This is a genomic window from Roseburia lenta (assembly GCF_014287435.1).
GTDB lineage: Bacteria > Bacillota > Clostridia > Lachnospirales > Lachnospiraceae > Pararoseburia > Pararoseburia lenta.
Genome location: NZ_JACOPG010000001.1, coordinates 255,797 through 279,617, shown reverse-complemented (window position 1 = coordinate 279,617; position 23,821 = coordinate 255,797). Strand labels below are relative to the sequence as shown.

The 23,821-nt window shown below is 45.9% G+C and carries 25 protein-coding genes; all 25 read left to right on the top strand.

The genetic code is table 11. The features are described from left to right. The first annotated feature begins 26 nt into the window (after window positions 1-26). The 25 genes from H8R94_RS01395 to dxr all read left to right on the top strand — a co-directional run bounded on the left by H8R94_RS01395 (window position 27) and on the right by dxr (window position 23,821). Window positions 27-767: a flagellar brake protein gene (locus H8R94_RS01395; RefSeq protein ID WP_118534730.1), complete on the top strand. Its 741-nt coding sequence runs from the start codon at window positions 27-29 to the stop codon at window positions 765-767. Next, window positions 767-1,897 carry a chemotaxis-specific protein-glutamate methyltransferase CheB gene (cheB, locus tag H8R94_RS01390; RefSeq protein WP_186853647.1) on the top strand — a complete coding sequence of 377 codons (1,131 nt, stop codon included), beginning with the start codon at window positions 767-769 and terminating at the stop codon, window positions 1,895-1,897. Before H8R94_RS01395 ends, cheB begins: the two co-directional genes overlap by 1 nt. A 3-nt stretch (window positions 1,898-1,900) precedes the next feature. Beyond that, complete coding sequence (locus H8R94_RS01385) at window positions 1,901-3,994, top strand: chemotaxis protein CheA (RefSeq protein WP_118281087.1); 2,094 nt, start codon at window positions 1,901-1,903, stop codon at window positions 3,992-3,994. Between the two features lie 16 nt (window positions 3,995-4,010). Further along, on the top strand, window positions 4,011-4,481 hold the full coding sequence (locus H8R94_RS01380) for a chemotaxis protein CheW (protein ID WP_118281088.1): 471 nt from the start codon (window positions 4,011-4,013) through the stop codon (window positions 4,479-4,481). 14 nt (window positions 4,482-4,495) lie between these two features. Further along, window positions 4,496-5,110, top strand: a complete 615-nt coding sequence (locus tag H8R94_RS01375) for a chemotaxis protein CheC (protein WP_118281089.1) — start codon at window positions 4,496-4,498, stop codon at window positions 5,108-5,110. Between the two features lie 9 nt (window positions 5,111-5,119). After that, complete coding sequence (locus tag H8R94_RS01370; protein WP_118281090.1) at window positions 5,120-5,608, top strand: chemotaxis protein CheD; 489 nt, start codon at window positions 5,120-5,122, stop codon at window positions 5,606-5,608. A gap of 10 nt (window positions 5,609-5,618) precedes the next feature. Continuing rightward, window positions 5,619-5,891, top strand: a complete 273-nt coding sequence (locus H8R94_RS01365) for a hypothetical protein (protein WP_118281091.1) — start codon at window positions 5,619-5,621, stop codon at window positions 5,889-5,891. 21 nt (window positions 5,892-5,912) lie between these two features. Then, entirely contained in the window at window positions 5,913-6,683 is a 771-nt protein-coding gene (locus H8R94_RS01360; RefSeq protein ID WP_118534733.1) for a FliA/WhiG family RNA polymerase sigma factor, read from the top strand. Between the two features lie 9 nt (window positions 6,684-6,692). Further along, window positions 6,693-8,291 carry a FapA family protein gene (locus H8R94_RS01355; protein WP_118534734.1) on the top strand — a complete coding sequence of 533 codons (1,599 nt, stop codon included), beginning with the start codon at window positions 6,693-6,695 and terminating at the stop codon, window positions 8,289-8,291. A 16-nt stretch (window positions 8,292-8,307) separates the two neighbouring features. Beyond that, the gene (locus H8R94_RS01350) at window positions 8,308-8,631 is read left to right on the top strand and encodes a hypothetical protein (protein WP_118281094.1); all 324 of its coding nucleotides are present in this window, start codon (window positions 8,308-8,310) and stop codon (window positions 8,629-8,631) included. A gap of 12 nt (window positions 8,632-8,643) precedes the next feature. After that, complete coding sequence (locus tag H8R94_RS01345; protein WP_118281095.1) at window positions 8,644-9,357, top strand: DUF6115 domain-containing protein; 714 nt, start codon at window positions 8,644-8,646, stop codon at window positions 9,355-9,357. Then, window positions 9,347-9,832, top strand: coding sequence for an MltG/YceG/YrrL family protein (locus tag H8R94_RS01340; protein WP_118281096.1), 486 nt, complete (start codon window positions 9,347-9,349; stop codon window positions 9,830-9,832). Before H8R94_RS01345 ends, H8R94_RS01340 begins: the two co-directional genes overlap by 11 nt. A gap of 148 nt (window positions 9,833-9,980) precedes the next feature. Then, window positions 9,981-10,712 (top strand): 30S ribosomal protein S2, encoded by a 732-nt coding sequence (gene rpsB / locus H8R94_RS01335; protein WP_118281097.1) that lies wholly within the window; start codon window positions 9,981-9,983, stop codon window positions 10,710-10,712. A gap of 24 nt (window positions 10,713-10,736) precedes the next feature. Further along, the gene (tsf, locus tag H8R94_RS01330; RefSeq protein WP_118281098.1) at window positions 10,737-11,675 is read left to right on the top strand and encodes a translation elongation factor Ts; all 939 of its coding nucleotides are present in this window, start codon (window positions 10,737-10,739) and stop codon (window positions 11,673-11,675) included. Between the two features lie 284 nt (window positions 11,676-11,959). Next, window positions 11,960-13,444 (top strand): AAA family ATPase, encoded by a 1,485-nt coding sequence (locus tag H8R94_RS01325; RefSeq protein ID WP_186853646.1) that lies wholly within the window; start codon window positions 11,960-11,962, stop codon window positions 13,442-13,444. 12 nt (window positions 13,445-13,456) lie between these two features. After that, on the top strand, window positions 13,457-14,896 hold the full coding sequence (locus tag H8R94_RS01320) for an alanine/glycine:cation symporter family protein (protein ID WP_186853645.1): 1,440 nt from the start codon (window positions 13,457-13,459) through the stop codon (window positions 14,894-14,896). An 8-nt stretch (window positions 14,897-14,904) separates the two neighbouring features. Beyond that, complete coding sequence (locus H8R94_RS01315; protein WP_186853644.1) at window positions 14,905-15,834, top strand: AEC family transporter; 930 nt, start codon at window positions 14,905-14,907, stop codon at window positions 15,832-15,834. Window positions 15,835-16,001: 167 nt separating this feature from the next. After that, entirely contained in the window at window positions 16,002-18,080 is a 2,079-nt protein-coding gene (locus H8R94_RS01310) for a methyl-accepting chemotaxis protein (RefSeq protein WP_186853643.1), read from the top strand. A 1-nt stretch (window position 18,081) separates the two neighbouring features. Next, window positions 18,082-19,005 carry a polysaccharide deacetylase family protein gene (locus H8R94_RS01305; RefSeq protein ID WP_118534739.1) on the top strand — a complete coding sequence of 308 codons (924 nt, stop codon included), beginning with the start codon at window positions 18,082-18,084 and terminating at the stop codon, window positions 19,003-19,005. A gap of 17 nt (window positions 19,006-19,022) precedes the next feature. Continuing rightward, on the top strand, window positions 19,023-19,808 hold the full coding sequence (locus H8R94_RS01300) for a polymer-forming cytoskeletal protein (RefSeq protein WP_118281104.1): 786 nt from the start codon (window positions 19,023-19,025) through the stop codon (window positions 19,806-19,808). A gap of 19 nt (window positions 19,809-19,827) precedes the next feature. Next, the gene (gene pyrH / locus H8R94_RS01295; RefSeq protein WP_186853642.1) at window positions 19,828-20,523 is read left to right on the top strand and encodes a UMP kinase; all 696 of its coding nucleotides are present in this window, start codon (window positions 19,828-19,830) and stop codon (window positions 20,521-20,523) included. Between the two features lie 12 nt (window positions 20,524-20,535). Further along, a complete protein-coding gene (gene frr, locus H8R94_RS01290) occupies window positions 20,536-21,090 on the top strand; it encodes a ribosome recycling factor (RefSeq protein ID WP_118534741.1) in 555 nt (184 codons plus the stop codon). A 30-nt stretch (window positions 21,091-21,120) separates the two neighbouring features. After that, the gene (locus H8R94_RS01285) at window positions 21,121-21,852 is read left to right on the top strand and encodes an isoprenyl transferase (protein WP_256386587.1); all 732 of its coding nucleotides are present in this window, start codon (window positions 21,121-21,123) and stop codon (window positions 21,850-21,852) included. A gap of 11 nt (window positions 21,853-21,863) precedes the next feature. Beyond that, a complete protein-coding gene (locus H8R94_RS01280) occupies window positions 21,864-22,664 on the top strand; it encodes a phosphatidate cytidylyltransferase (RefSeq protein ID WP_118281108.1) in 801 nt (266 codons plus the stop codon). An 11-nt stretch (window positions 22,665-22,675) separates the two neighbouring features. Beyond that, window positions 22,676-23,821, top strand: coding sequence for a 1-deoxy-D-xylulose-5-phosphate reductoisomerase (gene dxr / locus H8R94_RS01275; RefSeq protein ID WP_118534743.1), 1,146 nt, complete (start codon window positions 22,676-22,678; stop codon window positions 23,819-23,821).

Genomic DNA, 23,821 nt, shown 5'->3' with positions numbered 1-23,821 from the left:
AGACAGGGAGCGTTCGGGAGTATCATATGAGAATGGAAGACTTAATGCCGGGCTGCAAGGTTGATATCCGCATTACCCAGTTGATGGAAAAAGAGGATGTAGACGCAGCACAGGGCATCTATTATACAAGTATATTTGATGTGACAAAAGACAGCATAGAACTGCAAATGCCTATGGTCGGCGGCAGGCTGCAGCTTTTACCAAAGAACATCCGCTATGAGTTTATCTTCTCCGCACCGATGGGACTTTACAAGGCGCAGGGGACGGTGACAGATCATATCAAAAAACAGCATTTTTATTTGTTAAAGATCGTACTGACCAGTCCTTTGGAAAAATTTCAGCGCCGGGAATACTATCGGATCACCTGTATGGTGCCGATGATCTTTATGGGCGTGACGGAAGAGGCGGCTATGGAGGGCACGATCGATGCCGTGAGAGAAAAAATGGCCGCAGGCAATGAGATGACGATACGCGGCATCGGAACCATCTTAGATATCAGCGGCGGTGGCGCAAGGTTTACATCCAGCAACTCTTTAGCCAATGTAAAATATCTCCTTTTAGAATTCCAGTTGCCGCAGGAGAACAAAAAAACATCTTTGGACATCGATGTGGTTGCAAAAGTGATCGATTCCAAGCAGACAGATGCCAAGGATAAATATACGCATCGTGTGAAATTCTATTTTAAGGATCCACGCATGAAAGAGCAGTTGATCGGCTATGTTTTTCAGGAAGAACGTAGGATCAGAAAGAAGGAACAGGAAATATAATGCAAAAGGTATTGATTGTTGATAACTCTGCACTCATGAGAAGGAAAATCTGTGATATAATCAATACAGACAAAGATTTTCAAGTGTCTGAGATGAGCATGAACACACAAGATGCTTACAACAAAATAGTAGAGAATGCCTATGCGATCGTTGTCATCGGTCTGTCGGCGCGCATGGATGTACTTACCTTTATGCGACAGTTACAGACTTTGGAGAACCGCCCGCGCGTCATCTTTTTGACGTCTTCCATTGCGGAAGATATGCAGACCATCCGTCAGGCGATGAGCCTGGGGGCTTATGATTATGTATATCGGGAGAATCGCCTGCATGGTATGACAGATAAGGTAGCAAGTGAACTCCTTCGTTCACTGCACAATGCATCCCGTGGTCTGCCGGCACCAAAGCATGCACAGCCGGTGGATCCTTATGAGGCTACCAAGCGTGTACGGGAGATGGTCCAGCGCGTATCTCAGAAACTGGATCGCTCCGTAGATACGACAGTGCACCGGGATGTGGACAAGGATGCGACCGCAACATCTTCCGGTATGCGGAAGGATACCCTGATCGCTCTGGCTTGTTCTACAGGAGGTCCGCAGGCATTGCAGGTATTGATTCCTATGCTTCCGGCAGATCTTCCGGTTCCGCTGGTTTTGGTACAGCATATGCCGGCAGGATTTACGGATTCTCTTGCCAGACGACTGGATCAGACAAGTGCCATCCATGTCAAGCAGGCAGAAGATCAGGAGGTACTGAGGGCTGGCTGGGTCTACATTGCACCCGGCGGCAAGCATATGGAGATCGGCAAGGACAGAAGCGGTCGCCCTATGGTAAGCCTCAATGACAAACCGCCGATCGGCAGCCTCAAGCCTTGTGCAGATCTTATGTATGAGTCCCTTTGCCATTCGGATTACAAGGAGATCCTCTGCGTTGTCCTTACAGGCATGGGTGCAGACGGTACCAAGGGGATCCAGATGCTCAAAAAGCACAAGAAGATTTATGTGATTTCAGAAAGTCAGGACACATGTGTTGTCTATGGCATGCCCAGATCCATCGAACAACAGGGTCTGAGTGATAAAGTAGTTCCTATAAACCAAATAGCAGATGCAATTATTAAGAAACTGGGGGATTAAAAGATGGATGTAAGTCAATATCTCGACATTTTTATCGACGAAACAAATGGTCATATTCAAGCACTCAATGACAATATTATGATTCTGGAAAAAGAGCCGGAGAATAAAGACGTCATCAATGAGATTTTCCGTGCAGCACACTCTTTAAAGGGTATGGCTGGAACCATGGGCTTCAAGAAGATGCAGCGACTCACCCATGATATGGAAAATGTATTTCAGGAGATCCGCAATGACAATATCAAGGTCAACAGCAACCTGATCGATATCTTATTCAGTTGTCTGGATGCGATCGAGGAATACCTTGAGACGGTCAAGGCTACTTCGGATGAGGGAGACAACGGCAACGAAGCCCTGATCCAGCAGTTAAATGATTACTTAAACGGCGGTGCCACAGCAGCACCGGCAGAGGAAGCAGTAGAGACCAAGGCTGCACCTGCCAAAGAAGAGGCTGCATCAGATGGACTTTCTCATATGGAAGTGGATGATGTGACCTATAGCAAGATCAAGGAAGCACAGGAATCCGGACTCCATATCTATGAATTTACCGTACATATCCAAAAAGACTGCCTCTTAAAGGCGGCAAGAGCTTTCTTGGTATTTAAGGCAGTAGAGGATTTCGGCGAGATTCTTGCTTACAACCCAAGTTCACAGGATATTGAGGATGAAAAGTTTGATCTGGATTTCAGTCTGGTTGTTGCATCCAGTCAGGAATTACAGCCGATCGTAGATGCGATCAAGGCAGTTTCCGAGATCGAGGGTGTGGATGCCAAGGAGTCCAGCCACGAAGAATTTATGCAGGAAGAAGAACCGGAAGCAGCACCGGAGACCAAGCAGGAAGAGACAAAGACAGAGGGCAAGCCTGCTGAGGCACCGAAGGCAGCCAAGGCAACAAAGACATCTGCCAAGTCTGCTAAGGCAAACAACAACAAGCCGGTGACAGCAAGAACCGTGCGTGTGGATATTGAAAAGTTAGACGCTCTGATGAATCAGGTCAGCGAACTTATCATCGCAAAGAACAGTCTGGTATCTCTGAGTGATTCCGAGCAAAACGGCGAGGGCAACAACCAGTCCTTCCATGATCAGATCGAGTATCTGGAACGTATTACGACCAATCTGCATGAGTCAGTCATGAAAGTGCGAATGGTTCCAATCGAGAGCGTTGTCAACAAGTTCCCTCGTATGATCCGTGATTTGAGCCGTAAACTCAACAAGCCAATGGAACTTTACATGTCCGGTGAAGAGACAGAGTTGGATCGAACCGTAGTCGATCAGATCGGCGATCCTTTGCAGCATTTGCTCCGTAATTCTGCAGATCATGGTATCGAGTCACCGGAAGAAAGAAAGAAGGCAGGCAAGCCTGAGACAGGAAGCATCATCTTAAACGCATTTCAGGAAGGCAACAATGTCATCATTGAGGTTAAGGATGACGGTGCCGGTATTGATACAGAAAAGGTTAAGGAAAAGGCGATCGAAAGAGGTCTTGTCACACCGGAACAGGCAGAAAATCTAACCCAGAAAGAGATCATCGATTTCCTCTTTATGCCAAGTTTTTCTATGGCAAAGAAGATCACAGACATCTCAGGCAGAGGTGTTGGACTGGATGTCGTTAAATCCAATATCGAGGCTTTGGGCGGTGATGTTACGGTCAAGAGTGTCAAGGGAACCGGTACAACCTTTATTGTCCGCCTGCCACTGACACTTGCCATCATCCAGGCACTCATGGTTGAGGTCAGAGACGAGAAGTATGCGATCGCTTTGGGATCTATCCAGAATATCGAGAATATTCCTGTCAGCGATATCAAGTATGTGCAGGCAGAAGAAGTGATCCACTTGAGAGGCATGGTCATTCCATTGATCCGTCTGGATCAGATGTTAGACTCTGCACCATCCGAGGAAGAGCCGGACAACTTGACCGTTGTAATTGTCCGCAAGGGCGACAATTACGCAGGTCTTGTCGTAGATGATCTCATCGGACAGCAGGAAATCGTTATCAAGTCACTTGGCAAATGTATTGACAACAATAAGATCATCAATGGTGCTACCATCCTTGGCGATGGCGAAGTCGCACTGATCATTGATGTAAACGCAATCTTTTAATAGGGGGTAGAAGGACATGAAAGACGAAAACGGATTAGATGTTGTAGAAAAAGAAACTGTACAATATATAGTTGTATCCATCGGAAATGAGCAGTATGGTCTGGATATTTCCTATGTAGATAATATCGTGCGCATGTGCAAGATCACACGTGTGCCAAAGGCTCCGGCACATTATATCGGCGTTATCAACCTGCGTGGTGAGATCGTTCCACTGATGAGTCTGCGTCGCAAGATGAACCTGGAGGATGATGTCTTTACAGACATTACCCGTATCATCATCTTAAAGACAGAGGAGCAGGGACTGGTCGGTATCGTTGTGGATGAGGTCAAGGAAGTCATTGCTCTTGCAGAGGATGAGATCGACCGCAATACACAGAACTCGCAGTCAGACAAGACACAGTACATCAACGGCATTGGAAAGAATGGAGATGAACTGATCTCTATCCTTGAAATCTCATCTATCTTAGATGAAGTAGATGCTTCATAAAGCGGGAGGAATACATGATTAGTTTACAGGAAGTAAATGAAAAATACCGTGATGTCTTAGCAGAGATCGGTAACATCGGTGCAGGCAATGCAACGACCGCTGTTGCTGATATGCTTGGACTTCGTATTGATATGAGTGTTCCACAGGTACAGTTTTTGCCGGTGGAAGAGATCGGAACATCGATCGGAGCAGAGGACGAGGTCATCGTCGGCATCATGCTTGGTGTTGGCAGTGATATTGATGGCAGCATGATGTTTTTGATGGACATGGAGTCTGCACATCATATTGTCAACCGCCTGATGATGCGTCCGGATGATTACATGGAAGATTTTGACGAAATGGATCTGTCCGCAGTCAAAGAAGTCGGTAACATCATAGCAGGATCTTATCTTTCTGCTTTGTCCGGTCTGACCGGGCTTACGATCACACCGACCGTACCTTTCGTAGCGGTGGATATGGCAGCAGCCATCTTGAGTGTGCCAGCCATTCAGTTTGGTATGTTTGGAGACAACGCCCTTATGATTAAGACGGAGTTCAGCGATGAACTGCAGATCAACGGCTATTTCATTTTGATGCCGGAAGAAGAATCCTACGAGAAGATCTTATCTTCACTTGGATTGCCATTATAGGGGGAGTCTATGGGACAAGTTATAAAAGTCGGTATGGCAGATCTGAATATCTGTAAGTCGCCGGATGTGCTTACCACCATTGGACTTGGGTCATGTATCGGGATTGCCCTGTATGACCCGACGACAAAGATCAGTGGACTAGCACATATCATGTTACCGGATAGTACACAGATCAGAAATAATTCCAATATTGCCAAATTTGCCGATACGGGAATACAAAAGTTATACGATGATATGATAAAGGCGGGAGCAAACCGCAGCAAATTAGTAGCCAAGATCGCCGGTGGTGCCAAGATGTTTGAACTCAGCAATGCCAGTTCGCCGGGAACCAATATCGGAGAGAAAAATGCCATTGCATCCAGAGCCAAGTTAAAGGCACTGGGGATTCCGCTGATCGCGGAAGATACCGGATTGAATTTTGGACGGACCGTAGAATTATACAGTGAGACAGGACAGTTCTTGATCAAGTCCGTCGGTAGACAGGAAAAATACATCTGATGGAGGACCTATGAAAACAAAACAGATTCCGATCATTATAACTCTATTAGCGGCTGGAATCACATGTTTGGTTTCTGCCATCCAGGATGTATCCTTTTCTGTTTATACCAAAAGACTGTTCATTGCTGTGATATGTTTTGCATTGATCGGTACAGGGATCAAGGTACTTCTGGATCGTTCCTTCCGTGTCATGGAAGAAGATACAGAGGATAGCGAGTCCGGGGAAGCGGCAGAGGATGATAGCGCAGACTCGGAGGATAAGACAGACCAGGAAGAAGAATAAACGTCGGGGGCAGACACATAGATGAAGACGGTTGACAAAGAGAAGTTGTGGGAAGCTTTTCAAAAAAAGCCCACACCGGAGATAAGAGAGCAGATTATAATCGAATATGCGCCGCTTGTAAAAGTCGTTGCCGGACGTCTTAGCATGTATCTGGGCAATAACGTGGAGTTTGACGATCTGGTCAGTTATGGTGTTTTTGGCTTGATCGATGCGATCGACAAGTTCGATCTTGGCAAGGATGTAAAGTTTGAGACCTATGCCAGCCTGCGTATCCGGGGATCTATCTTAGATCAGATTCGAAAGATGGATTGGATACCGAGAACGGTAAGACAAAAGCAAAAAAAGATCGACGAAGCCGTCAAGGTGGTGGAGATGCGTACCGGAAAGACCGCTACAGATGAGGAGATCGCCGCAGAACTTGGCTTATCCGAGGATGAACTTGTAGACTGGCAGTCACAGTTAAAAGTGACCAATGTGGTGTCTTTGAACGAATTTGTCGAGCAAGGCACAGAACCGGCGATGGATACGCATCGCAATTCGCATTTCATCCAGCCGGAGGAAATGATCTCCAAGCAGGAATTAAAGCAGATGCTTTCTGAGGCATTGGAGACCTTGACAGAAAAAGAACGCAAAGTTGTGTTGATGTATTATTATGAGGATCTTACCTTAAAGGAAATCAGTATGGTACTTGAGGTATCAGAGTCCAGAGTGTCCCAATTACATACAAAAGCGATCGCAAAGCTGCGCAAGCGCATGGGCAATTATCTGGGGATCCTGACAAATATTGAATAGGGGGCTTTTATGGAGCAACGGAATGGGTATTTTAGAATTACTTGGAAAGAGCAATTAGCCGTATGCCATCTCTTTGCGCCAAAAGCAGAAGGTGTGCCAGTTTCTTATAAGGAACTGGCTTCTTTTTTGGACGATCATGGGATCAGCGGCTACAGGGAGCGCGAACTGGCGGAGGCAATCGCTATGGGAAGCGATTGCGTGGTGCCGGTAGGTAGTGGAGACGGACTGGAGTTTGCGGAGACCATGCATATGCATTGCTCTTTGGATAAGATGAAGATCACGGCAACCTTTTATCCGCCGTCACAGGGCGGCGCTTCCTTAAATGAGCAGGATATTCTTGCTTATCTTAAGGGGATGGGGATACGCTTTGGCATCTGTCAGGAAAATATTGCAGATTTTCTGGCAAATCCCATCTATTGCACACAGATCGTGGTCGCAGAGGGCAAGCAGCCGCGCCACGGACATGACGCAAAGATAGAATACTTTTTTAACATCAATCCATCCTTAAAACCAAAGCACAATGAGGATGGCTCGGTCGATTATCATGCCTTAAATACGATCTGTGCGGTCGAAAAGGGAGACAAACTGGCGACACTTCATCCGGTGGACGAGGGCGAGCCGGGCATGGATGTCTTTGGCAAGGCGCTGCCGCCGAGATCGGTCAAAAATAAAGTCTTGGAATACGGAAGAAATATTTCTATCTCCGAGGACGGACTGCATCTGTTTTCCGATGTGACCGGACATGTATCTTTGACGGGCGGCAAGGTCTTTGTATCGGATGTGTATGAAGTGCAGGCGGATGTAGATACCTCTACAGGTGATATCAATTATGCCGGAAGTGTGCATATCCATGGAAGCGTACGTGGTGGATTTGTCGTGACCTCGCGGGGCGATATCGTGGTTGACGGCAGTGTGGAAGATGCCATGTTACAGGCAGGTGGTGACATCATCGTCCAGTGCGGTATCCAGGGGATGCAGCGCGGACTGCTAGAGGCAAAAGGCAATGTCATCACCAAATACATTGAAAACGCCAAGGTCTTTGCCGGTGGTTATGTGGAGACCGGTTCCATTATCTATAGTGAAGTTTCTGCCGGTGAAGATGTCATTGTGGCAGAAAAAAAAGGATTTATCAATGGCGGTGTGATCCGCGCCGGTGGAAAGGTCGAGGCAAACAGCATCGGTTCTTCCATGGGAGCACATACCGTGATCGAGGTCGGTATGCCGCCGGAGAAAAAGGAACGATTCAACCAGTTGCAAAAGGATATTGCAGAAGACAAAAAGACCTTGGAAAAATATCGCCCGGTCATGGAAAAGTACGTTGCCTATGTCAAGACAGGTCAGCCTTTAGATGCAAAACATAAAATCTACTTTACACAGATCCTTGCGACGGTCAATGAAGCCAAGCGGCAACTGGAGGCAAATCAGACAGAATACGAAGCCTTGCAGCGTGAGATGATGACGGGAACGCATGCAAAAGTGGTGGTCAAAAAGGATATTTATCCGGGAACGCAGATCAGCATTTCAGATGCCTCCTGCGTGATGCAGGAAAAACGATCTTTCTGTTGTCTGGAACGCAAAAACGGCGAGATCGTCATCAACAACATGTAATAAGGAGTGATGTCTTATGTCAATTCGACCGGTGGATTTCAACGGAATGATTCAGAATACGCATGAGGTTTCTCAGGCAAAGGCGAATGAAGATAACAAAGCCAATCTGCAACAGCAGAATGTGCAGGTCGCGGTCATGCACGAGGAGCAGAATGCCAGTTCTATGGTGCAACAGATGGAAAAATCCCAGCAGCATGAGTATAATTATGAAGACGGCGAGGGCAATGGCAGAGGCTATGATGCCAAGGGGCGAAAGAGAGCCAGAAAGAAAAAACACATGGATAGCGATGGTGTCGTGCGCATCAAGACGGGACAGCCTTCGTTTGATATCAAGATATAAGGAGCACAGGAAATGACAGGGTTACAGATTGCCATGATCGTGATTGGCATGGTCTGCCTGATCGGTAGTTTTTTTGTTTCGGAAAAGTTATCGAAAGCAGATCTGGAAGAAATGAAGAAAATGAGCGAGCAGGAGATCAAAGTGATCTTGGATGCCAGAATGCAGGACGCTTCGGCACAGATCGATGAAAAGATCCAGGATAAGGTCGAGGATGCCGTGGCACAGATCGAGCGTGGCGGAGAAAAGGAGACCAATGAAAAGATCTTAGCCATCAGCGAGTATTCGGATACGGTGCTTACATCCATGAACAAGTCGCATGATGAGATCGTCTTTTTGTACGATATGCTAAATGACAAGCAGGAGCGGGTGACAGAACTCATGAAGGAACTGACCCTGATGCAGTCTGCGGTCGCACAGATGGAGGAGACACTGGATGACAAGTTGCAGGTGACCGGTGTTTCTATGGACGCGGAGGCAGAGACCTTAGAGGAAGAAATGGCGTCGCAGGAAGAAAAGCAGACTTCTTTAGAAGATGCTTTCCGTTCACAGGTAGTCACAGAGGATGAAAAAGAACAGACGACGGAACCCAAGAAGAATGCACAGATCCTTTCTATGTATAAAGAAGGCATGAGTGAGGTGGAGATCGCCAAGCAGTTGGGCAGAGGTCTGGGCGAGGTCAAACTGGTCTTGGGATTGTTTGGTGAGGAGCAGGCACATGAGGTTTAAATATTATTTACGGGGAGCCGGAATTGGCGTGATCCTGACGACCCTGATCTTTACGATCGCATTTGCCGTTTATAAGCCGACGCTTTCGGATGATGAGATCATGCAAAAGGCAGAGGCACTGGGCATGGAAATGCCGGCGGATGATAGCGACAGTGCAGATAAAAAAGATACAAAGACAGCAAAGGATCAAAAGGATGATGCCGATGCAAGTGACAGCAATACGGATGATGCAACGACATCAGAAGATGGCGGTCAAAAGAATGTCATAGAATTTACGATCGCATCCGGCGATACATCGGCTACGATCGCACAGCATTTGCAGGAGGTAGGACTTGTCGATAATGCCAAGTCGTTTGATCTCTATCTTTCAGACCAGGATCTGGACAATCAACTTTTGCCGGGGACCTATCAGATCCCGGAGGGAGCCACTTTTCTTGAGATCGGAGAATTGCTGACGACCAAGCAGGCACAGTAGAAAAAGTCCTTGCAATGCCATGGGGGCTGTGATATAATTGTCAACGGCTCAAAATTAATCACACATAAGGATTGGTAGATCGGTGCCCAAAATACGGGTCTTTTACCAAGATGAATTATGTGGAAGTAAATAACCAGGAGGTAAGAAAATGAGTGTTATTTCAATGAAGCAGTTATTAGAGGCAGGTGTTCATTTCGGACATCAGACAAGAAGATGGAACCCTAAAATGGCTCCTTACATCTACACAGAGAGAAATGGTATCTATATCATTGACTTGCAGAAGTCTGTAGGTAAAGTAGATGAAGCTTACGATGCAGTATTTGATATTGCAGAGCAGGGTGGAACAATTCTTTTTGTTGGTACAAAGAAGCAGGCACAGGATGCGATCAAGCAGGAGGCTGAGCGTTGCGGTATGTACTATGTAAACGAGAGATGGCTTGGAGGTATGCTTACAAACTTCAAGACAATCGAGAGCAGAATTGCTAGATTAAAAGAGATCGAAGCAATGGCTGAAGATGGAACATTTGATGTTCTTCCTAAGAAGGAAGTTACAAACCTCAAGAAGGAATTAGAGAAGTTACAGAAGAACCTTGGTGGTATCAAGGATATGGGAAGAATCCCAGATGCTATCTTTATCGTAGACCCTAAGAAGGAAAGAATCTGCGTACAGGAAGCACATGCACTTGGTATTCCACTTATCGGTATTGCAGATACAAACTGTGATCCGGATGAACTTGATTATGTGATCCCGGGTAACGACGATGCTATCCGTGCCGTAAAACTTATCGTTGGTAAGATGGCTGATGCTGTTATCGAAGCAAAGCAGGGAACTGTTGATGTAGATAACGCAGAAGAAGTAGAAGAGAACGAAGAAGCATAATTTTATTATTTGGAGGACATGACAATGGCTATTACAGCAGCTATGGTTAAGGAACTGCGCGAACTTACAGGCGCAGGTATGATGGATTGTAAGAAGGCACTTGGCGAGACTGATGGCGACATGGACGCTGCAGTAGAGTACCTTGCAAAGAAAGGTCTTGCAAAGGCTGAGAAGAAGGCTGGTCGTATCGCAGCAGAAGGTATCGTTGCATTAAAGGTATCTGATGATGCAAAGAAGGCAGTCGCCGTAGAAGTAAACTCTGAGACAGACTTCGTTGCTAAGAACGAGAAGTTCCAGAACTATGTAGCACAGGTTGCTGCGCAGGCAATGGATACAAAGGCTACAGATATCGAAGGATTTCTGGCTGAGACATGGTCTCTTGATACAACAAAGACTGTAAACGAAGAACTTGCAAGCCAGATTGCTGTTATCGGCGAGAACTTAAAGATTCGTCGTTTCGCTCAGGTAGAAGAGAACAACGGTTTTGTTGCTGACTATGTTCACATGGGTGGTAAGATTGGTGTTCTTGTTGACGTTGAGACAGACGTTATCAACGATGCTGTAAAGGAAATGGCTAGAAATCTTGCTATGCAGGTTGCAGCATTAAATCCTAAGTACACAGACAGATCTGAAGTAAGTGATGAATATCTTGCTCACGAAGAAGAGATCCTTCGTGCACAGATCGCTAACGATCCTAAGGAGTCTCAGAAGCCTGAGAAGGTTATCGAAGGCATGATCAAGGGACGTATCAACAAGGAATTAAAAGAAGTTGTACTTCTTGATCAGGTATATGTTAAGGCTGAAGATGGCAAGCAGATCGTTTCTAAGTATGTAGATGAAGTTGCTAAGGCTAACAACGCTAACATCAAGATCAAAGGATTTGTTCGTTTCGAGACAGGCGAAGGAATCGAGAAGAAGGAAGAAGATTTTGCTGCAGAAGTTGCTGCACAGATGAACGCATAATCGGATCTTTTCTTAAATATTGAAATGATTTTAACCCTTACGAATGGTGGTGACACGGTTCGTAGGGGTTATTTTTTGTTGTTAAATATTCAGAAAATAATATTGAACAGAGCATACTTTTGCCATGCAAAGAAAATATCATAAAGAAGATATATGGAAAATATCTGAAAAATAGTACTTACAAAATTTTTGGCAGATATGGTACAAAGCGAGCATGATCCTTCTATTTTGTGCTATAATAAAATAATTATTGCAGACATAAGATAAGCAAGGAGGAAAAACACATGCCGGTGTTTGATTTTGTAGATAAACCAAAGGAAGACAAAAAGAGCCAATGTACCTATACGGTCTTTTCATCCAATGAACCGTACGCGGATGAAAAGCATCCGATCCTGATCCTCGATCATAGCAGACAGGAGTGGAAGCATCATTCCAACGGTACGTTTCTGAACCAGAATACGCAGACAGCCTTTGCCTTTGATGTGGATGGGATGACGATAAATGCCGATATTCTGCGCGTGGATGCCCGTTTTGTAAGCCTTTTAAAATGGCTGGGAGAAAACCACATTCAGGTGCAGTTATCGGGAGTCAATACGACCGAGGGCTATGCAGTTTACCGCATTCGCGAAATGGCTTTTGGTGGTGGCACCAAGTTATCTGCGGAGGACGGTTTTTTACAGTTTATGATGGAGAGGCTTTTTGCAAGTCAGGCACCGGTAGATCTGACTGAGGATGATGAGAAGGATGAGTCCGGGGATGATATGAAACTGACCAGCATCCAGAGCATCACGGATTTTATGACCTGTGCGGGCAAGACTCTGCCGGATCATATCCGGCTTTGGGCAAGGAGAAATCTGGCAGTTGCCAAATCCCATGAAGTCTCACCCGAGGAGCGCAGACACGCGCAGCGCGCTCTTTCCATTATGATGAATATTCAATGGAAGAACCAATATTTTGAAGCCATCGATCCGGTAGAAGCCAGACGTATTCTGGATGAAGAATTGTATGGGATGGAGCGGGTAAAACAAAGAATTATCGAGACGATCATCCAGATCAACCGTACCCATACACTGCCTGCCTATGGGTTGCTTCTGATCGGACCGGCAGGTACGGGAAAATCCCAGATCGCCTATGCTGTGGCAAGGATCCTTCGCATGCCTTGGACGACACTGGATATGTCTTCCATCAATGATCCGGAGCAGTTGACCGGAAGTTCCCGCATTTATGCCAACGCAAAACCGGGTATCATCATGGATGCTTTTTCCATGGCAGGAGAATCCAATCTGGTCTTTATCATCAACGAGTTGGATAAGGCGGCATCCGGCAAGGGCAACGGCAATCCGGCAGATGTGCTTTTGACCCTTTTGGATAATCTGGGCTTTACCGACAATTACATGGAATGTATGATCCCGACCAATGGCGTCTATCCGATCGCAACGGCAAACGACAAAGATCAGATCAGTGCACCATTGATGTCGCGCTTTGCCGTGATCGAGATCCCGGACTATACCGACGAAGAAAAGAAGATCATTTTCTCACGTTTTGCACTGCCAAAAGTATTAAAGCGTATCGGCATGCGGCAGGAGGAATGTGTCTTGTCTGAGGAAGCACTGGATAAGGTGATCGAACTTTACGCCAATACCTCAGGTATTCGTGATCTGGAACAGGCGGCAGAACATATCGCCGCAAATGCCCTGTATCAGATTGAGGTGGATCAGAAGAAGCAGGTCGTCTTTGACCCGCTTATGATCGAAAAATTATTAGGTTAGGAATAAGAAAAGATGGATAGATTTTCTGCAATCGTTACCCGGATGGATGATGCCATCTGGAGTATGCTTTTGGTGGCACTGTGTCTGGGCGTGGGGCTCTTTTTATCATTGCGCATGCGTTTTCCACAACTGCGCCTTTTAAAAGAGATGGGCCGTGTCCTTAAAAACGGCGAGGAAGACGGAAATGGCATCACGCCTTTTCAGGCATTTGCAACCACTGTTGGAGCAAGAGTAGGGATGGGAAATATTGCCGGTGTTGCATCGGCAATTTTTTATGGCGGTCCGGGCGCGATCTTCTGGATGTGGATCATTGCCATTATCGGCGCGGCATCTGCATTTACGGAATCGACGCTGGCGCAGGCATATAAAGTGCGCCATGCCGGTGGTGAGTTTGTCGGCGGTCCGGCATATTACATAGAACGTGGCTTAAAATGCAAGCCTTATGCCATTCTTTTTGCCGTGGTCGCATTCTTGGGACCGGGCGTTTTGATGCCGGGAGTCCAGATCAACTCTTTGGTAACGGTTTTTGAGGAGGCTTTTTCGGTTGATAAAGTCATTGTCGGTGTCATCTGCTGTATTGTGCTTGCGATTGTTGTCTTTGGCAGTATCAAGCGCATTGCAAGGATCGCAGAACTTTTGGCACCCCTGATGTGCGCCATCTATATGGGGCTTGCCATTGTCATTCTGGGCATGAATATCACAAGGGTTCCGGCAACCTTTGCTATGATCTTTCAGTCAGCCTTTGGTTTACAGCCTTTGTTTGGCGGTATCCTGGGATCAGCTATTGCCTGGGGCGTCAAGCGCGGCATTTATTCCAATGAGGCGGGTATGGGCTGTGGCGCCATCGTATCGGCAGCGGCAGAGTGTTCCCACCCGGCAAAGCAGGGATTGGTGCAGGCATTTTCCATCTATGTAGATACCCTTCTGGTCGGTACATCTACGGCACTGATCATCCTTTTGACCGGTACTTATGATGTGACGGACGGCGCGGGAAACCTGCTCTTAGACCAGACCGGAGGCATAGAGGCTGGAATCAAGTGGACCCAGCACGCCCTGATGTCTTCTTATGGTTCCTGGAGCGGTAAACTTTTAGCGGTTATTATCGTTTTGTTTGTCTTTACCTCCATGACAGGCTATTGTTACCAGGCTGAGGCGAATATCCGTTATCTGACCGGGGGCAACGAGCGTGCCATCACCTTATGCCGCATGATCTTTGTGCTGGCATCCTTTATGGGCTGTCTGGTCAGCGCAGATGCCATGTGGGCGTTGGGAGATATCGGTTATGGACTGATGGCATGGGCAAATATCATTGCCATTTTATTGTTATCCAAACAGGCTTCTGCCATTTTAAAAGATTACGAAGTGCAAAAAAAAGAGAAAAAGCGCCCGGTATTTGACCCGGCAAAATTTGGTATTTCCGATGACAGCGGGGCATGGGCGAAAGAAAAGTAGGAAAAAAGATGAATTTTTTTGTAGTTTTACAACAGATGCTGGCATTGTTTGCCATGATCTTTATCGGATTTTATGCATATAAGGTGCACTGGGTGACGCAGGATACGTCCGACCGTTTGTCAAAGTTACTGGTCAACATCCTAAATCCTGCACTCTTGATCAATGGCGTCTTAGATAAGACAGTCGTGGCAAAAAAAGACCTCTTGCTGGAAAATCTTTTCTATATCTTCCTTTATTTTGTGCTTTTGATCGGACTTTCTTTTCCAATCGCTAAAGTCTTGCGGGTGGGGAAGATGGAAAATCGTTACCAGTTGATGCTGATCTTTTCTAATGTAGGATTTATGGGCATTCCGGTGTTACGTTCCATTTTTGGAAATGGCTGTGTGATCTATATTACCTTTTATATCCTGATCTATAATATTTTAATCTATACGCTGGGGATCGCCTTTGCCCAGAGAAGTCTGCCAAAAGAGGAGCGGAAAAATGCAGTCAAAGAGATGATCAATCCGGGGACGGTCTCTGCTGTTTTTGCCATACTGATTTTTGTATTCCATCCAAACATCCCGCAGGGAGCCGTGACCTTCTTTGATTATGTCGGCAATGCCGTGATTCCGTTTTCCATGATCATCATTGGCATATCCATTGCGCAGATGCCTTGGAAAGAGATCTTCGGGCATGTAAAACTTTATATTTTTAGTGCTATCAAACTTTTGGTCATCCCAATTCTTTGTGCCATTCTGCTGCGCCCACTCAAGAGGGATACCATGCTCTTTGTTATCTTTATCCTTATGCTTGCCATGCCGTCGGGCAGTATTATTGCCATGATCGTCCGGGAATATGGCGGAAAGACAGAAGAAGAGGACATATGCAGCAAGGGCGTTTTGATGACGACACTTTTTTCCATCATTACCATTCCAATCGTGGTGCTTTTTCTTTAAAAGATCAAAAAATATCGGTCAGTTCTCAAATGAGATGCGACTGATATTTTTTTAATTGTCGAAAATAGACGAAAAATGTAGAAATTATGCAGAATCAGTATATACATCCTGGAAAATTATGATAGAATAAACGTGAAATATTATATATTTTTACGGAGGAAGTCTCTATGAAGTTTAAGAAGATCGGGACAAAAATGTTAGTTGTTATTTTGCCGGTTGTGATTCTGGCAATGCTTCTTTTGACAGCCGTCATCGGTTTTTCCAGTCGTGATATCATAAACGACCAGATCGACAGCAGGATGCAGGAGGAGTTGTCTGCGCAGAGCGGCGTCATGGGCGAAGATCTGCACACAGTTTCTTCTATGGCACAGTCGATCTCTCGTGTGGTAGCGACTACCTACCAGACGACATCGATGGATACCTATGAGAAGATGTTAGGAGAACTGATCCAGGACAATGATATGGTATCCGGCAGTGGACTCTGGTTTGAGCCTTATGCTTATCAGGCAGATGCTGAGTATATGGGACCTTATGTATATAAGGATGGCGACCAGTTGGCGACGACCTATGATTACAGCAATGCGGAATACAATTATTTCGCCCAGGAATATTACGAACTTGCCAAGGCGTCTACCGAACCGGTATTTACCGATCCTTATTATGATGAAACTTCTGATAGTATTATGTCGACCTGTGCGATGCCGATCTTAGTCAATGATCAGTTTATCGGCTGTGTGACCGTAGATATCCAGTTGGATGCGATCACGACATTGGTTGACAATATAAAAGTAGGCGATGCAGGCAGGGGCATGCTCCTTACCGCAGAGGGTGTCTATATCGGCGGTGCAGCGGGTGACAAGATTCAGAATAGCGTTGTGATCACAGAGGACAAGGATGCGCCGGCACTGGCAAAGGCAGCAGAAAAGATCTTAGCCGGTGATAGTGGAGAGACAAGTTATAAAGGCAGTGACGGACAGATCAATCTGTATTATTCCCGTGTGGATGCTACAGGATGGATACTGATTATCACTATGCCGAACTCTGAACTGACCCAGCCGATCATGCAACTTTTGGCAAAACTGTTTGGTATCTGTATTGTTGCCCTGATCGTGGTAGCCCTGGTTATTATTTTCAGTGTTAATTCCATTTCCAAGGGACTGAACCGTGTCAAAGCCTTTGCGGGATCTTTGGCAGAAGGTGACTTTACCGTGGATCCGATACAGGTAAAGACCCAGGATGAACTTGGCGTCATGGGCGGCTCTTTGAATGCCATGTATGACAGCAACAAAGACGTAATCAGCAATATTGCGGAGCATGCGACAGATATTGACGAAGCAAGTACGAAATTGCGTAGTGCTACGACTGAATTATCCGAGAACTTTGCAGAGATCAAGAAGAATATAGAAGAAGTCAACAATGCGATGATGACGACCAGTGCTGCGACAGAGGAAGTCAATGCTTCTACCGAAGAAGTGCTTTCTAATGTCAATCTTTTGACCGAAGAGACGCAGAACAGTACGGCAATGGCACAGGAGATCCGTGGACGTGCCAAAGAGGTCGGCGAGACCAGCCGCAAGTCCTTTGAGTCAGCAAGCACATTGGCAAAGCAATTTGAAGAACGTCTGGCTGAGAGTATTGAGAATGCAAAGGTTGTCAGCAGTATCGAGGAAATGGCAAATGTCATTTCTGAAATTGCAGAGCAGATCAACCTCTTATCCTTAAATGCATCTATTGAAGCAGCCCGCGCCGGAGAGGCAGGTAAGGGATTTGCCGTCGTTGCATCAGAGATCGGATCTTTGGCAACCAGCACGGCAGAGGCTGTCGGACAGATCCAGAATACGATCTCACAGGTACAGAATGCCTTTGATTCCCTGACCAATGATGCACAAAATATGCTGGGCTTTGTGGTAAATGATGTTACACCGGATTACAGCAATTTTGTAGAGGTGGCAAAGCAATACGGCGAGGATGCAGCATCCATCGAACGTACGGCAGAAAATATCTCCAATATGTCAGACAATATCAAGCAGATCATGCAGGAGGTCACTGCCGCAGTACAGAGCATAGCAGAAGCGACGCAGGATACCACAGAGGTCAGCGGCAATATGACGGAAAAGGTTGTAGTTGTGGCAGATCATGTGGACAATGTTTCTGAGATGGCAGAGAAAGAGGATGTCATCGCAAGAGAACTGACTGGCGTAGTTAGCAGGTTCAAACTGGAAGAAAAAGAAGACGGAGAAAACTAATATGAGCGAACAGGAACATAAAGTCCTGAAAGAGCAAAGGAATCGCAGAAAGCGTGTGCAACATATCAGAATAGGGATCATTACCGTGATCTCTGTCTGGATGATCCTTTCGATCGTGATCACCTGTATTCTTTGCGCCAAGGTTGTATCACTGCAAAAGCAGATCAACATCCTGACCGGGGACTACGATTCGTCCACGGCAGTATCAGCCAAGGTCAACCAGAGTGCATCGGATACGGCAGATATAAAACTGACCCAGAATACATCAGACAAAGAAAATTTGGCGACTGCAGAAGATCTGCATAAGGTCTATCTGACCTTTGATGACGGACCAAGTGATAATACCAATGCAATTTTGGATGTTCTGGATGACTATAACGTCAAGGCAACCTTTTTTGTGACAGGCAAAGAAGACGAGGCATCAAAGGCAGCCTACAAGCGTATCGTAGACGAGGGACATACGATCGCTATGCATTCTTATTCACACAAATACAGTGATATTTATGCATCCAAGGAGGCCTTTCAAAATGACTTTGAGCGCATACAGAATCTGATCTATGACACGACTGGAGTGGAGTGCAGATATTACAGATTTCCGGGTGGCAGCAGCAATAAAGTCAGCAATACCGATATGTCAGAATTTATTTCTTATCTGAATGATCAGGGGATTACTTATTTCGACTGGAATGTTTCCAGCGGTGATGCAACATCACATGCATTTACTGCAGATGAATTAGTTGAAAATGTCATGTCGGATGTGGTAAAATACAAAACGTCGGTTGTTTTATTACATGATGCAACAGCAAAGACAACAACGGTACAGGCTTTACCGGCAATGATTGAGGCATTACAGCAATCCGGAGCCATGCTTTTACCGATTGATGAGGATACAACGGTCATACAACATGTCAGTATCCAACAATAATATACGGAGGAATGAAAATGGGATTTTTCAAGGATTTTAAGGATGACTTTTCAGAGGCAGTCAACGATCTTGTCCCTGGAGCAGAGGAATTAGATACAGAAGACACTGCAACAGATACATTGGATGAAGAGATCGATGTGCAATCCGAATTGTCAAAACTGGACGGTTTATTGGAGCAGGTTACAAAGAGAGTAGACGGCACACCGGAAGAGGCGGCACCGGCTACAGCAAAACAAGAAAACACAGTGGAGGATACAGTGACAATGGAAACAAGAGAAGTAGTAAATGAGCCAGTTCGCGAGGTGGCACCAGCAGTCAATGTGACACCAAATCCGGTCGTAGCACCGAGCACACCTGTTGATGATGAGACAGCAGTGATCACCGCAGGCATGACCATCAAGGGTGATATCGAGTCTACCGGTTCTGTAGATGTCAAGGGTGGCATCGAAGGCAACATTACCTGCAACGGCAAGTTGGTTGTTACCGGTGTCGTTCATGGAAACAGCACATCTTCTGAGTTCTTTGCAGATGCAGCCAAGATCGAGGGAGAGGTCAATACATCCGGTACAGCCAAGATCGGTGTTGGTTCTGTTATCATTGGCAATATCACAGCAACATCAGCCGTTATCGCCGGAGCCGTAAAGGGTGATATCGATGTGCAGGGACCGGTTGTTGTAGATACTTCCGCAGTTGTTATGGGTAATATCAAGTCACGTTCTGTTCAGATCAACAATGGTGCTGTTATCGAAGGTTTCTGTTCACAGTGCTATGCAGATGTTGATGTAGAAGGCTTGTTTGCATAAGAGATAAGAAGGTAGAACGATGAAGAGAGTTTTATTAAAATTAAGTGGCGAAGCCTTAGCAGGTGAGAAGAAGACTGGATTTGATGAGGCAACCTGTATTCAGGTGGCCAAGCAGGTCAAGCAGTTGGTAGATGCCGGTACAGAAGTCGGTATCGTGATCGGTGGCGGTAATTTCTGGCGTGGACGTACTTCAGAGACGATCGACCGTACCAAGGCAGACCAGATCGGTATGCTTGCAACGATCATGAACTGTATCTATGTATCTGAGATCTTCCGTTATGTTGGGATGGATACCGAGGTACTGACACCATTTACCTGTGGTGCTTTTACAACCTTGTTTTCTAAGGATGCAGCCAATGCATGCTTCAAAGCAGGAAAGGTAGCATTTTTTGCAGGTGGTACGGGACATCCGTATTTCTCTACAGATACAGCGACCGTTTTGCGTGCGATCGAGATCGAGGCAGATGTGATCCTGCTTGCAAAGGCAGTGGATGGTGTGTATGACAGTGATCCAAAGACCAATCCAAATGCCAAGCGTTATGATGTCCTGCCGATTCAGGATGTGATCGACCAGAAACTTGCAGTGGTAGATCTGACGGCTTCTATCATGTGTATGGAAAATAAAATGCCAATGTATGTTTTTGCATTACAGGACGAAAATAGTATTGTAAAAGCAATCTCAGGCGACTTTAACGGCACAAAAGTGACCGTATAATGGAGGATAATGATGGACGAAAAATTAAAAGTATTTGAAGATAAGATGCAAAAGTCTTACAACAATCTGCTTGAGGAGTACACCACCATTCGTGCTGGTAGAGCCAATCCTCATGTTTTAGACAAGGTCGTAGTTGACTATTACGGTGCACCAACACCATTACAGCAGGTGGCAAATATCAGTGTGCCGGAAGCACGTATGATCCAGATCCAGCCTTGGGAGTCTTCTTTGTTAAAGGATATTGAGAAGGCGATCTTAGTTGCAGATCTTGGACTGAACCCGACCAACGATGGTAAGGTCATCCGTCTGGTATTCCCGGAACTGACAGAGGAACGTCGTAAGGAATTGGCAAAGGATGTCAAGAAGCATGGCGAAAATGCCAAGGTTGCTATCCGCAATATCCGTAGAGATGCAAATGATTCCTTTAAGAAATATGGCAAGGAAGCAGATGTGTCTGAAGATGAAGTAAAAGAATTGGAAAATCAGGCACAAAAGCTTACAGACAAGTATATTGCTGAAGTGGACAAGGCCATTGAGGCTAAGACACAGGAGATCTTAACGGTATAGTCTTTTGACGAAAAGGGGACACTTGCGTAAGTGTCCTTTTTTTACAAGCAGAAAGGAGACAATATGAGTGTTCCAAGACATGTTGCCATTATTTTAGATGGAAATGGCAGATGGGCAAAGGCGAAAGGTCTGCCGAGGACGGCAGGACACACCGCAGGAGCAAAAAATGTAGAGGTTGTCTGCGAGGAAGCATACAATATGGGAATCGAGTACCTGACTCTCTATGCGTTTTCGACAGAGAACTGGAACCGCTCCAAGGAAGAGGTTACAGCCCTGATGAATCTGCTGAACCAGTATTTGAAGAACTGTTTAAAGACAGCAAAGAAGAATAATATGCGTATCCGCGTGATCGGGGATATTTCAAGACTCGATCCATCCATGCAGGAAAAGATCTGCCTTTTGGAAAAAGAATCCGCATCCTATACCGGACTCAACCTGACCATCGCTATCAATTACGGTAGCCGGGATGAGATCGTCCGTGGCATCAAGCGGATGTATCAGGATGTAGAAGAACATAAATTAGATGCTGATGCCATTAGTGAGGATACTGTCAGCAAATATCTGGATACCGCGGACCTGCCGGACCCGGATCTGATGATCCGCACCAGTGGAGAGCAGCGCTTATCCAATTACTTATTGTGGCAGTTAGCGTATGCAGAATTCTATTTTACTCCGGTCGCATGGCCGGATTTCCATGGAGAGGAATTAAGAAAAGCTGTGGAAGCATATGAAAATAGAGATCGAAGATATGGAAAGGTTTAAGAGGTTTTACAATGTTTAAGACTAGATTGATCAGTGGTATCGTATTGGTTGCGATCGCCCTGGTAGTAATTATCACAGGGGGCAATGTCCTGCTTTCTGTTATGGGGATCATTTCCCTCATTGGTATGTTTGAGTTATACCGTGTATTTCAAATGGAAAAGTCATTGGCGGCAGTCGTTGGCTATCTGGCAGCCATTGCTTTTTATCTGAATTTATATTTTGGCTTTTTTACGGATCCTATGATCTTGCCTATGCTGTTTTTGATCCTGCTTTTGGCGGTCTATGTGTTCTCTTACCCCAAATATAAGGCAGATCAGATCATGGCTTGTTTTTTCGCCCTGTTTTATGTGGCAATGATGCTTTCCTTTATTTACCAGACCAGAATGTTGGACGGTGGAGAGTATCTGGTATGGCTGATCTTTCTCTGTTCCTGGGGAAGTGATACCTGTGCTTACTGTGTGGGTATGCTTTTCGGAAAACACAAGATGTCACCGGTCTTAAGCCCGAAGAAATCTGTAGAAGGTGCCGTGGGCGGTGTGGTTGGAGCCGCACTTTTAACTGCACTTTATGTATCGATCTTCCGCAGCCAACTCGGCATTACGATGACAGAAGTCTGGCTCTTGGCAGGCGTTTCTGCCATTGGAGCGTTGATCTCTATGGTGGGAGATCTGGCGGCTTCTGCGATCAAACGTAATTACGATATCAAGGACTATGGAAAACTGATCCCGGGACATGGCGGTATTTTGGATCGTTTTGACAGCGTGATCATTACCGCACCGATCATATTCTTTTTAGCATCAAGAGTTTTGTAGGAGAAGATAAGATGAAAAATATTGCAATTCTTGGTTCCACGGGTTCGATCGGAACTCAGACACTGGATATTGTAGATCAAAATAAAGAAGACTTACAGGTGGTAGCCCTTGCGGCTGGCAGCAATATTACTTTACTTGAAAAGCAGGCGAGAAAGTATCGGCCGACTTTGGTTGCGGTCTGGGACCAGGCGTGTGCCAAAGAATTAAAAGAAAATTTAAAGGACACAGAGATCTCTGTTGTATCCGGCATGGACGGACTTTTGGCAGTAGCGACTCATCCGGCATCCGAGATCTTAGTGACGGCTATCGTTGGCATGCTTGGCATCCGTCCGACGATCGCGGCGATCGAGGCAGGAAAGGATATTGCACTTGCCAATAAAGAGACCCTGGTAACGGCTGGTCATATTATTATGCCTTTGGCAAAAAAATGCGGAGTATCTATTTTGCCGGTCGACAGTGAACACAGTGCCATTTTCCAGTCTTTGCAGGGCAATGCACACAATAAGATCAAAAAGATCTTACTGACAGCATCCGGCGGGCCTTTCCGTGGAAAGACATACGAGGAATTGGAACATGTGACATTAGAAGATGCCCTAAAGCACCCGAATTGGAGCATGGGAAAGAAGATCACCATTGATTCTGCAACCATGGTCAACAAGGGACTGGAGGTCATGGAGGCAAAGTGGCTCTTTGGTGTAAAGCCTTCCCAGATCGAGGTCGTCGTACATCCGCAGAGTATTTTACATTCCGCAGTCATGTATGAAGATGGTGCTGTGATCGGACAGATGGGAACACCGGATATGCGACTTCCAATTCTTTATGCATTATTTTATCCAAATCGTCGTATGCTTTATGCAGAGGAACTGGATCTTTTCAAGGTAGGCAGTCTGACTTTTGAAAGACCGGATCGCGAGACATTTTATGGTCTGTCCCTTGCATATGATGCATTAGATGCCGGCGGCAATGTGCCGACTGTCTTTAATGCGGCAAATGAGCGTGCGGTAGCCAAGTTCCTGGACGGCAAGATCTCCTTTATCGAGATACCGGAGATCATTGCAGCCAGCATGGAAGAAATTTACTACAAGGAAGATCCGACCTTGGAGGAGATCTTAGATACAGAAGCAGCAACCTATGAATATATAGAGAGTCGGTGGTAA

What these genes read in the sequence shown, in the direction of transcription:
- dxr (WP_118534743.1), top strand. Translation starts at nt 22,676, where the DNA reads ATGAAAAATATTGCAATTCTTGGTTCCACGGGTTCGATCGGAACTCAG.
- H8R94_RS01345 (WP_118281095.1), top strand. Translation starts at nt 8,644, where the DNA reads ATGACAGGGTTACAGATTGCCATGATCGTGATTGGCATGGTCTGCCTG.
- H8R94_RS01385 (WP_118281087.1), top strand. Translation starts at nt 1,901, where the DNA reads ATGGATGTAAGTCAATATCTCGACATTTTTATCGACGAAACAAATGGT.
- frr (WP_118534741.1), top strand. Translation starts at nt 20,536, where the DNA reads ATGGACGAAAAATTAAAAGTATTTGAAGATAAGATGCAAAAGTCTTAC.
- tsf (WP_118281098.1), top strand. Translation starts at nt 10,737, where the DNA reads ATGGCTATTACAGCAGCTATGGTTAAGGAACTGCGCGAACTTACAGGC.
- H8R94_RS01360 (WP_118534733.1), top strand. Translation starts at nt 5,913, where the DNA reads ATGAAGACGGTTGACAAAGAGAAGTTGTGGGAAGCTTTTCAAAAAAAG.
- H8R94_RS01380 (WP_118281088.1), top strand. Translation starts at nt 4,011, where the DNA reads ATGAAAGACGAAAACGGATTAGATGTTGTAGAAAAAGAAACTGTACAA.
- rpsB (WP_118281097.1), top strand. Translation starts at nt 9,981, where the DNA reads ATGAGTGTTATTTCAATGAAGCAGTTATTAGAGGCAGGTGTTCATTTC.
- H8R94_RS01355 (WP_118534734.1), top strand. Translation starts at nt 6,693, where the DNA reads ATGGAGCAACGGAATGGGTATTTTAGAATTACTTGGAAAGAGCAATTA.
- H8R94_RS01340 (WP_118281096.1), top strand. Translation starts at nt 9,347, where the DNA reads ATGAGGTTTAAATATTATTTACGGGGAGCCGGAATTGGCGTGATCCTG.
- H8R94_RS01395 (WP_118534730.1), top strand. Translation starts at nt 27, where the DNA reads ATGAGAATGGAAGACTTAATGCCGGGCTGCAAGGTTGATATCCGCATT.
- H8R94_RS01370 (WP_118281090.1), top strand. Translation starts at nt 5,120, where the DNA reads ATGGGACAAGTTATAAAAGTCGGTATGGCAGATCTGAATATCTGTAAG.
- H8R94_RS01305 (WP_118534739.1), top strand. Translation starts at nt 18,082, where the DNA reads ATGAGCGAACAGGAACATAAAGTCCTGAAAGAGCAAAGGAATCGCAGA.
- cheB (WP_186853647.1), top strand. Translation starts at nt 767, where the DNA reads ATGCAAAAGGTATTGATTGTTGATAACTCTGCACTCATGAGAAGGAAA.
- H8R94_RS01375 (WP_118281089.1), top strand. Translation starts at nt 4,496, where the DNA reads ATGATTAGTTTACAGGAAGTAAATGAAAAATACCGTGATGTCTTAGCA.
- H8R94_RS01325 (WP_186853646.1), top strand. Translation starts at nt 11,960, where the DNA reads ATGCCGGTGTTTGATTTTGTAGATAAACCAAAGGAAGACAAAAAGAGC.
- H8R94_RS01365 (WP_118281091.1), top strand. Translation starts at nt 5,619, where the DNA reads ATGAAAACAAAACAGATTCCGATCATTATAACTCTATTAGCGGCTGGA.
- H8R94_RS01280 (WP_118281108.1), top strand. Translation starts at nt 21,864, where the DNA reads ATGTTTAAGACTAGATTGATCAGTGGTATCGTATTGGTTGCGATCGCC.
- H8R94_RS01320 (WP_186853645.1), top strand. Translation starts at nt 13,457, where the DNA reads ATGGATAGATTTTCTGCAATCGTTACCCGGATGGATGATGCCATCTGG.
- pyrH (WP_186853642.1), top strand. Translation starts at nt 19,828, where the DNA reads ATGAAGAGAGTTTTATTAAAATTAAGTGGCGAAGCCTTAGCAGGTGAG.
- H8R94_RS01310 (WP_186853643.1), top strand. Translation starts at nt 16,002, where the DNA reads ATGAAGTTTAAGAAGATCGGGACAAAAATGTTAGTTGTTATTTTGCCG.
- H8R94_RS01315 (WP_186853644.1), top strand. Translation starts at nt 14,905, where the DNA reads ATGAATTTTTTTGTAGTTTTACAACAGATGCTGGCATTGTTTGCCATG.
- H8R94_RS01350 (WP_118281094.1), top strand. Translation starts at nt 8,308, where the DNA reads ATGTCAATTCGACCGGTGGATTTCAACGGAATGATTCAGAATACGCAT.
- H8R94_RS01300 (WP_118281104.1), top strand. Translation starts at nt 19,023, where the DNA reads ATGGGATTTTTCAAGGATTTTAAGGATGACTTTTCAGAGGCAGTCAAC.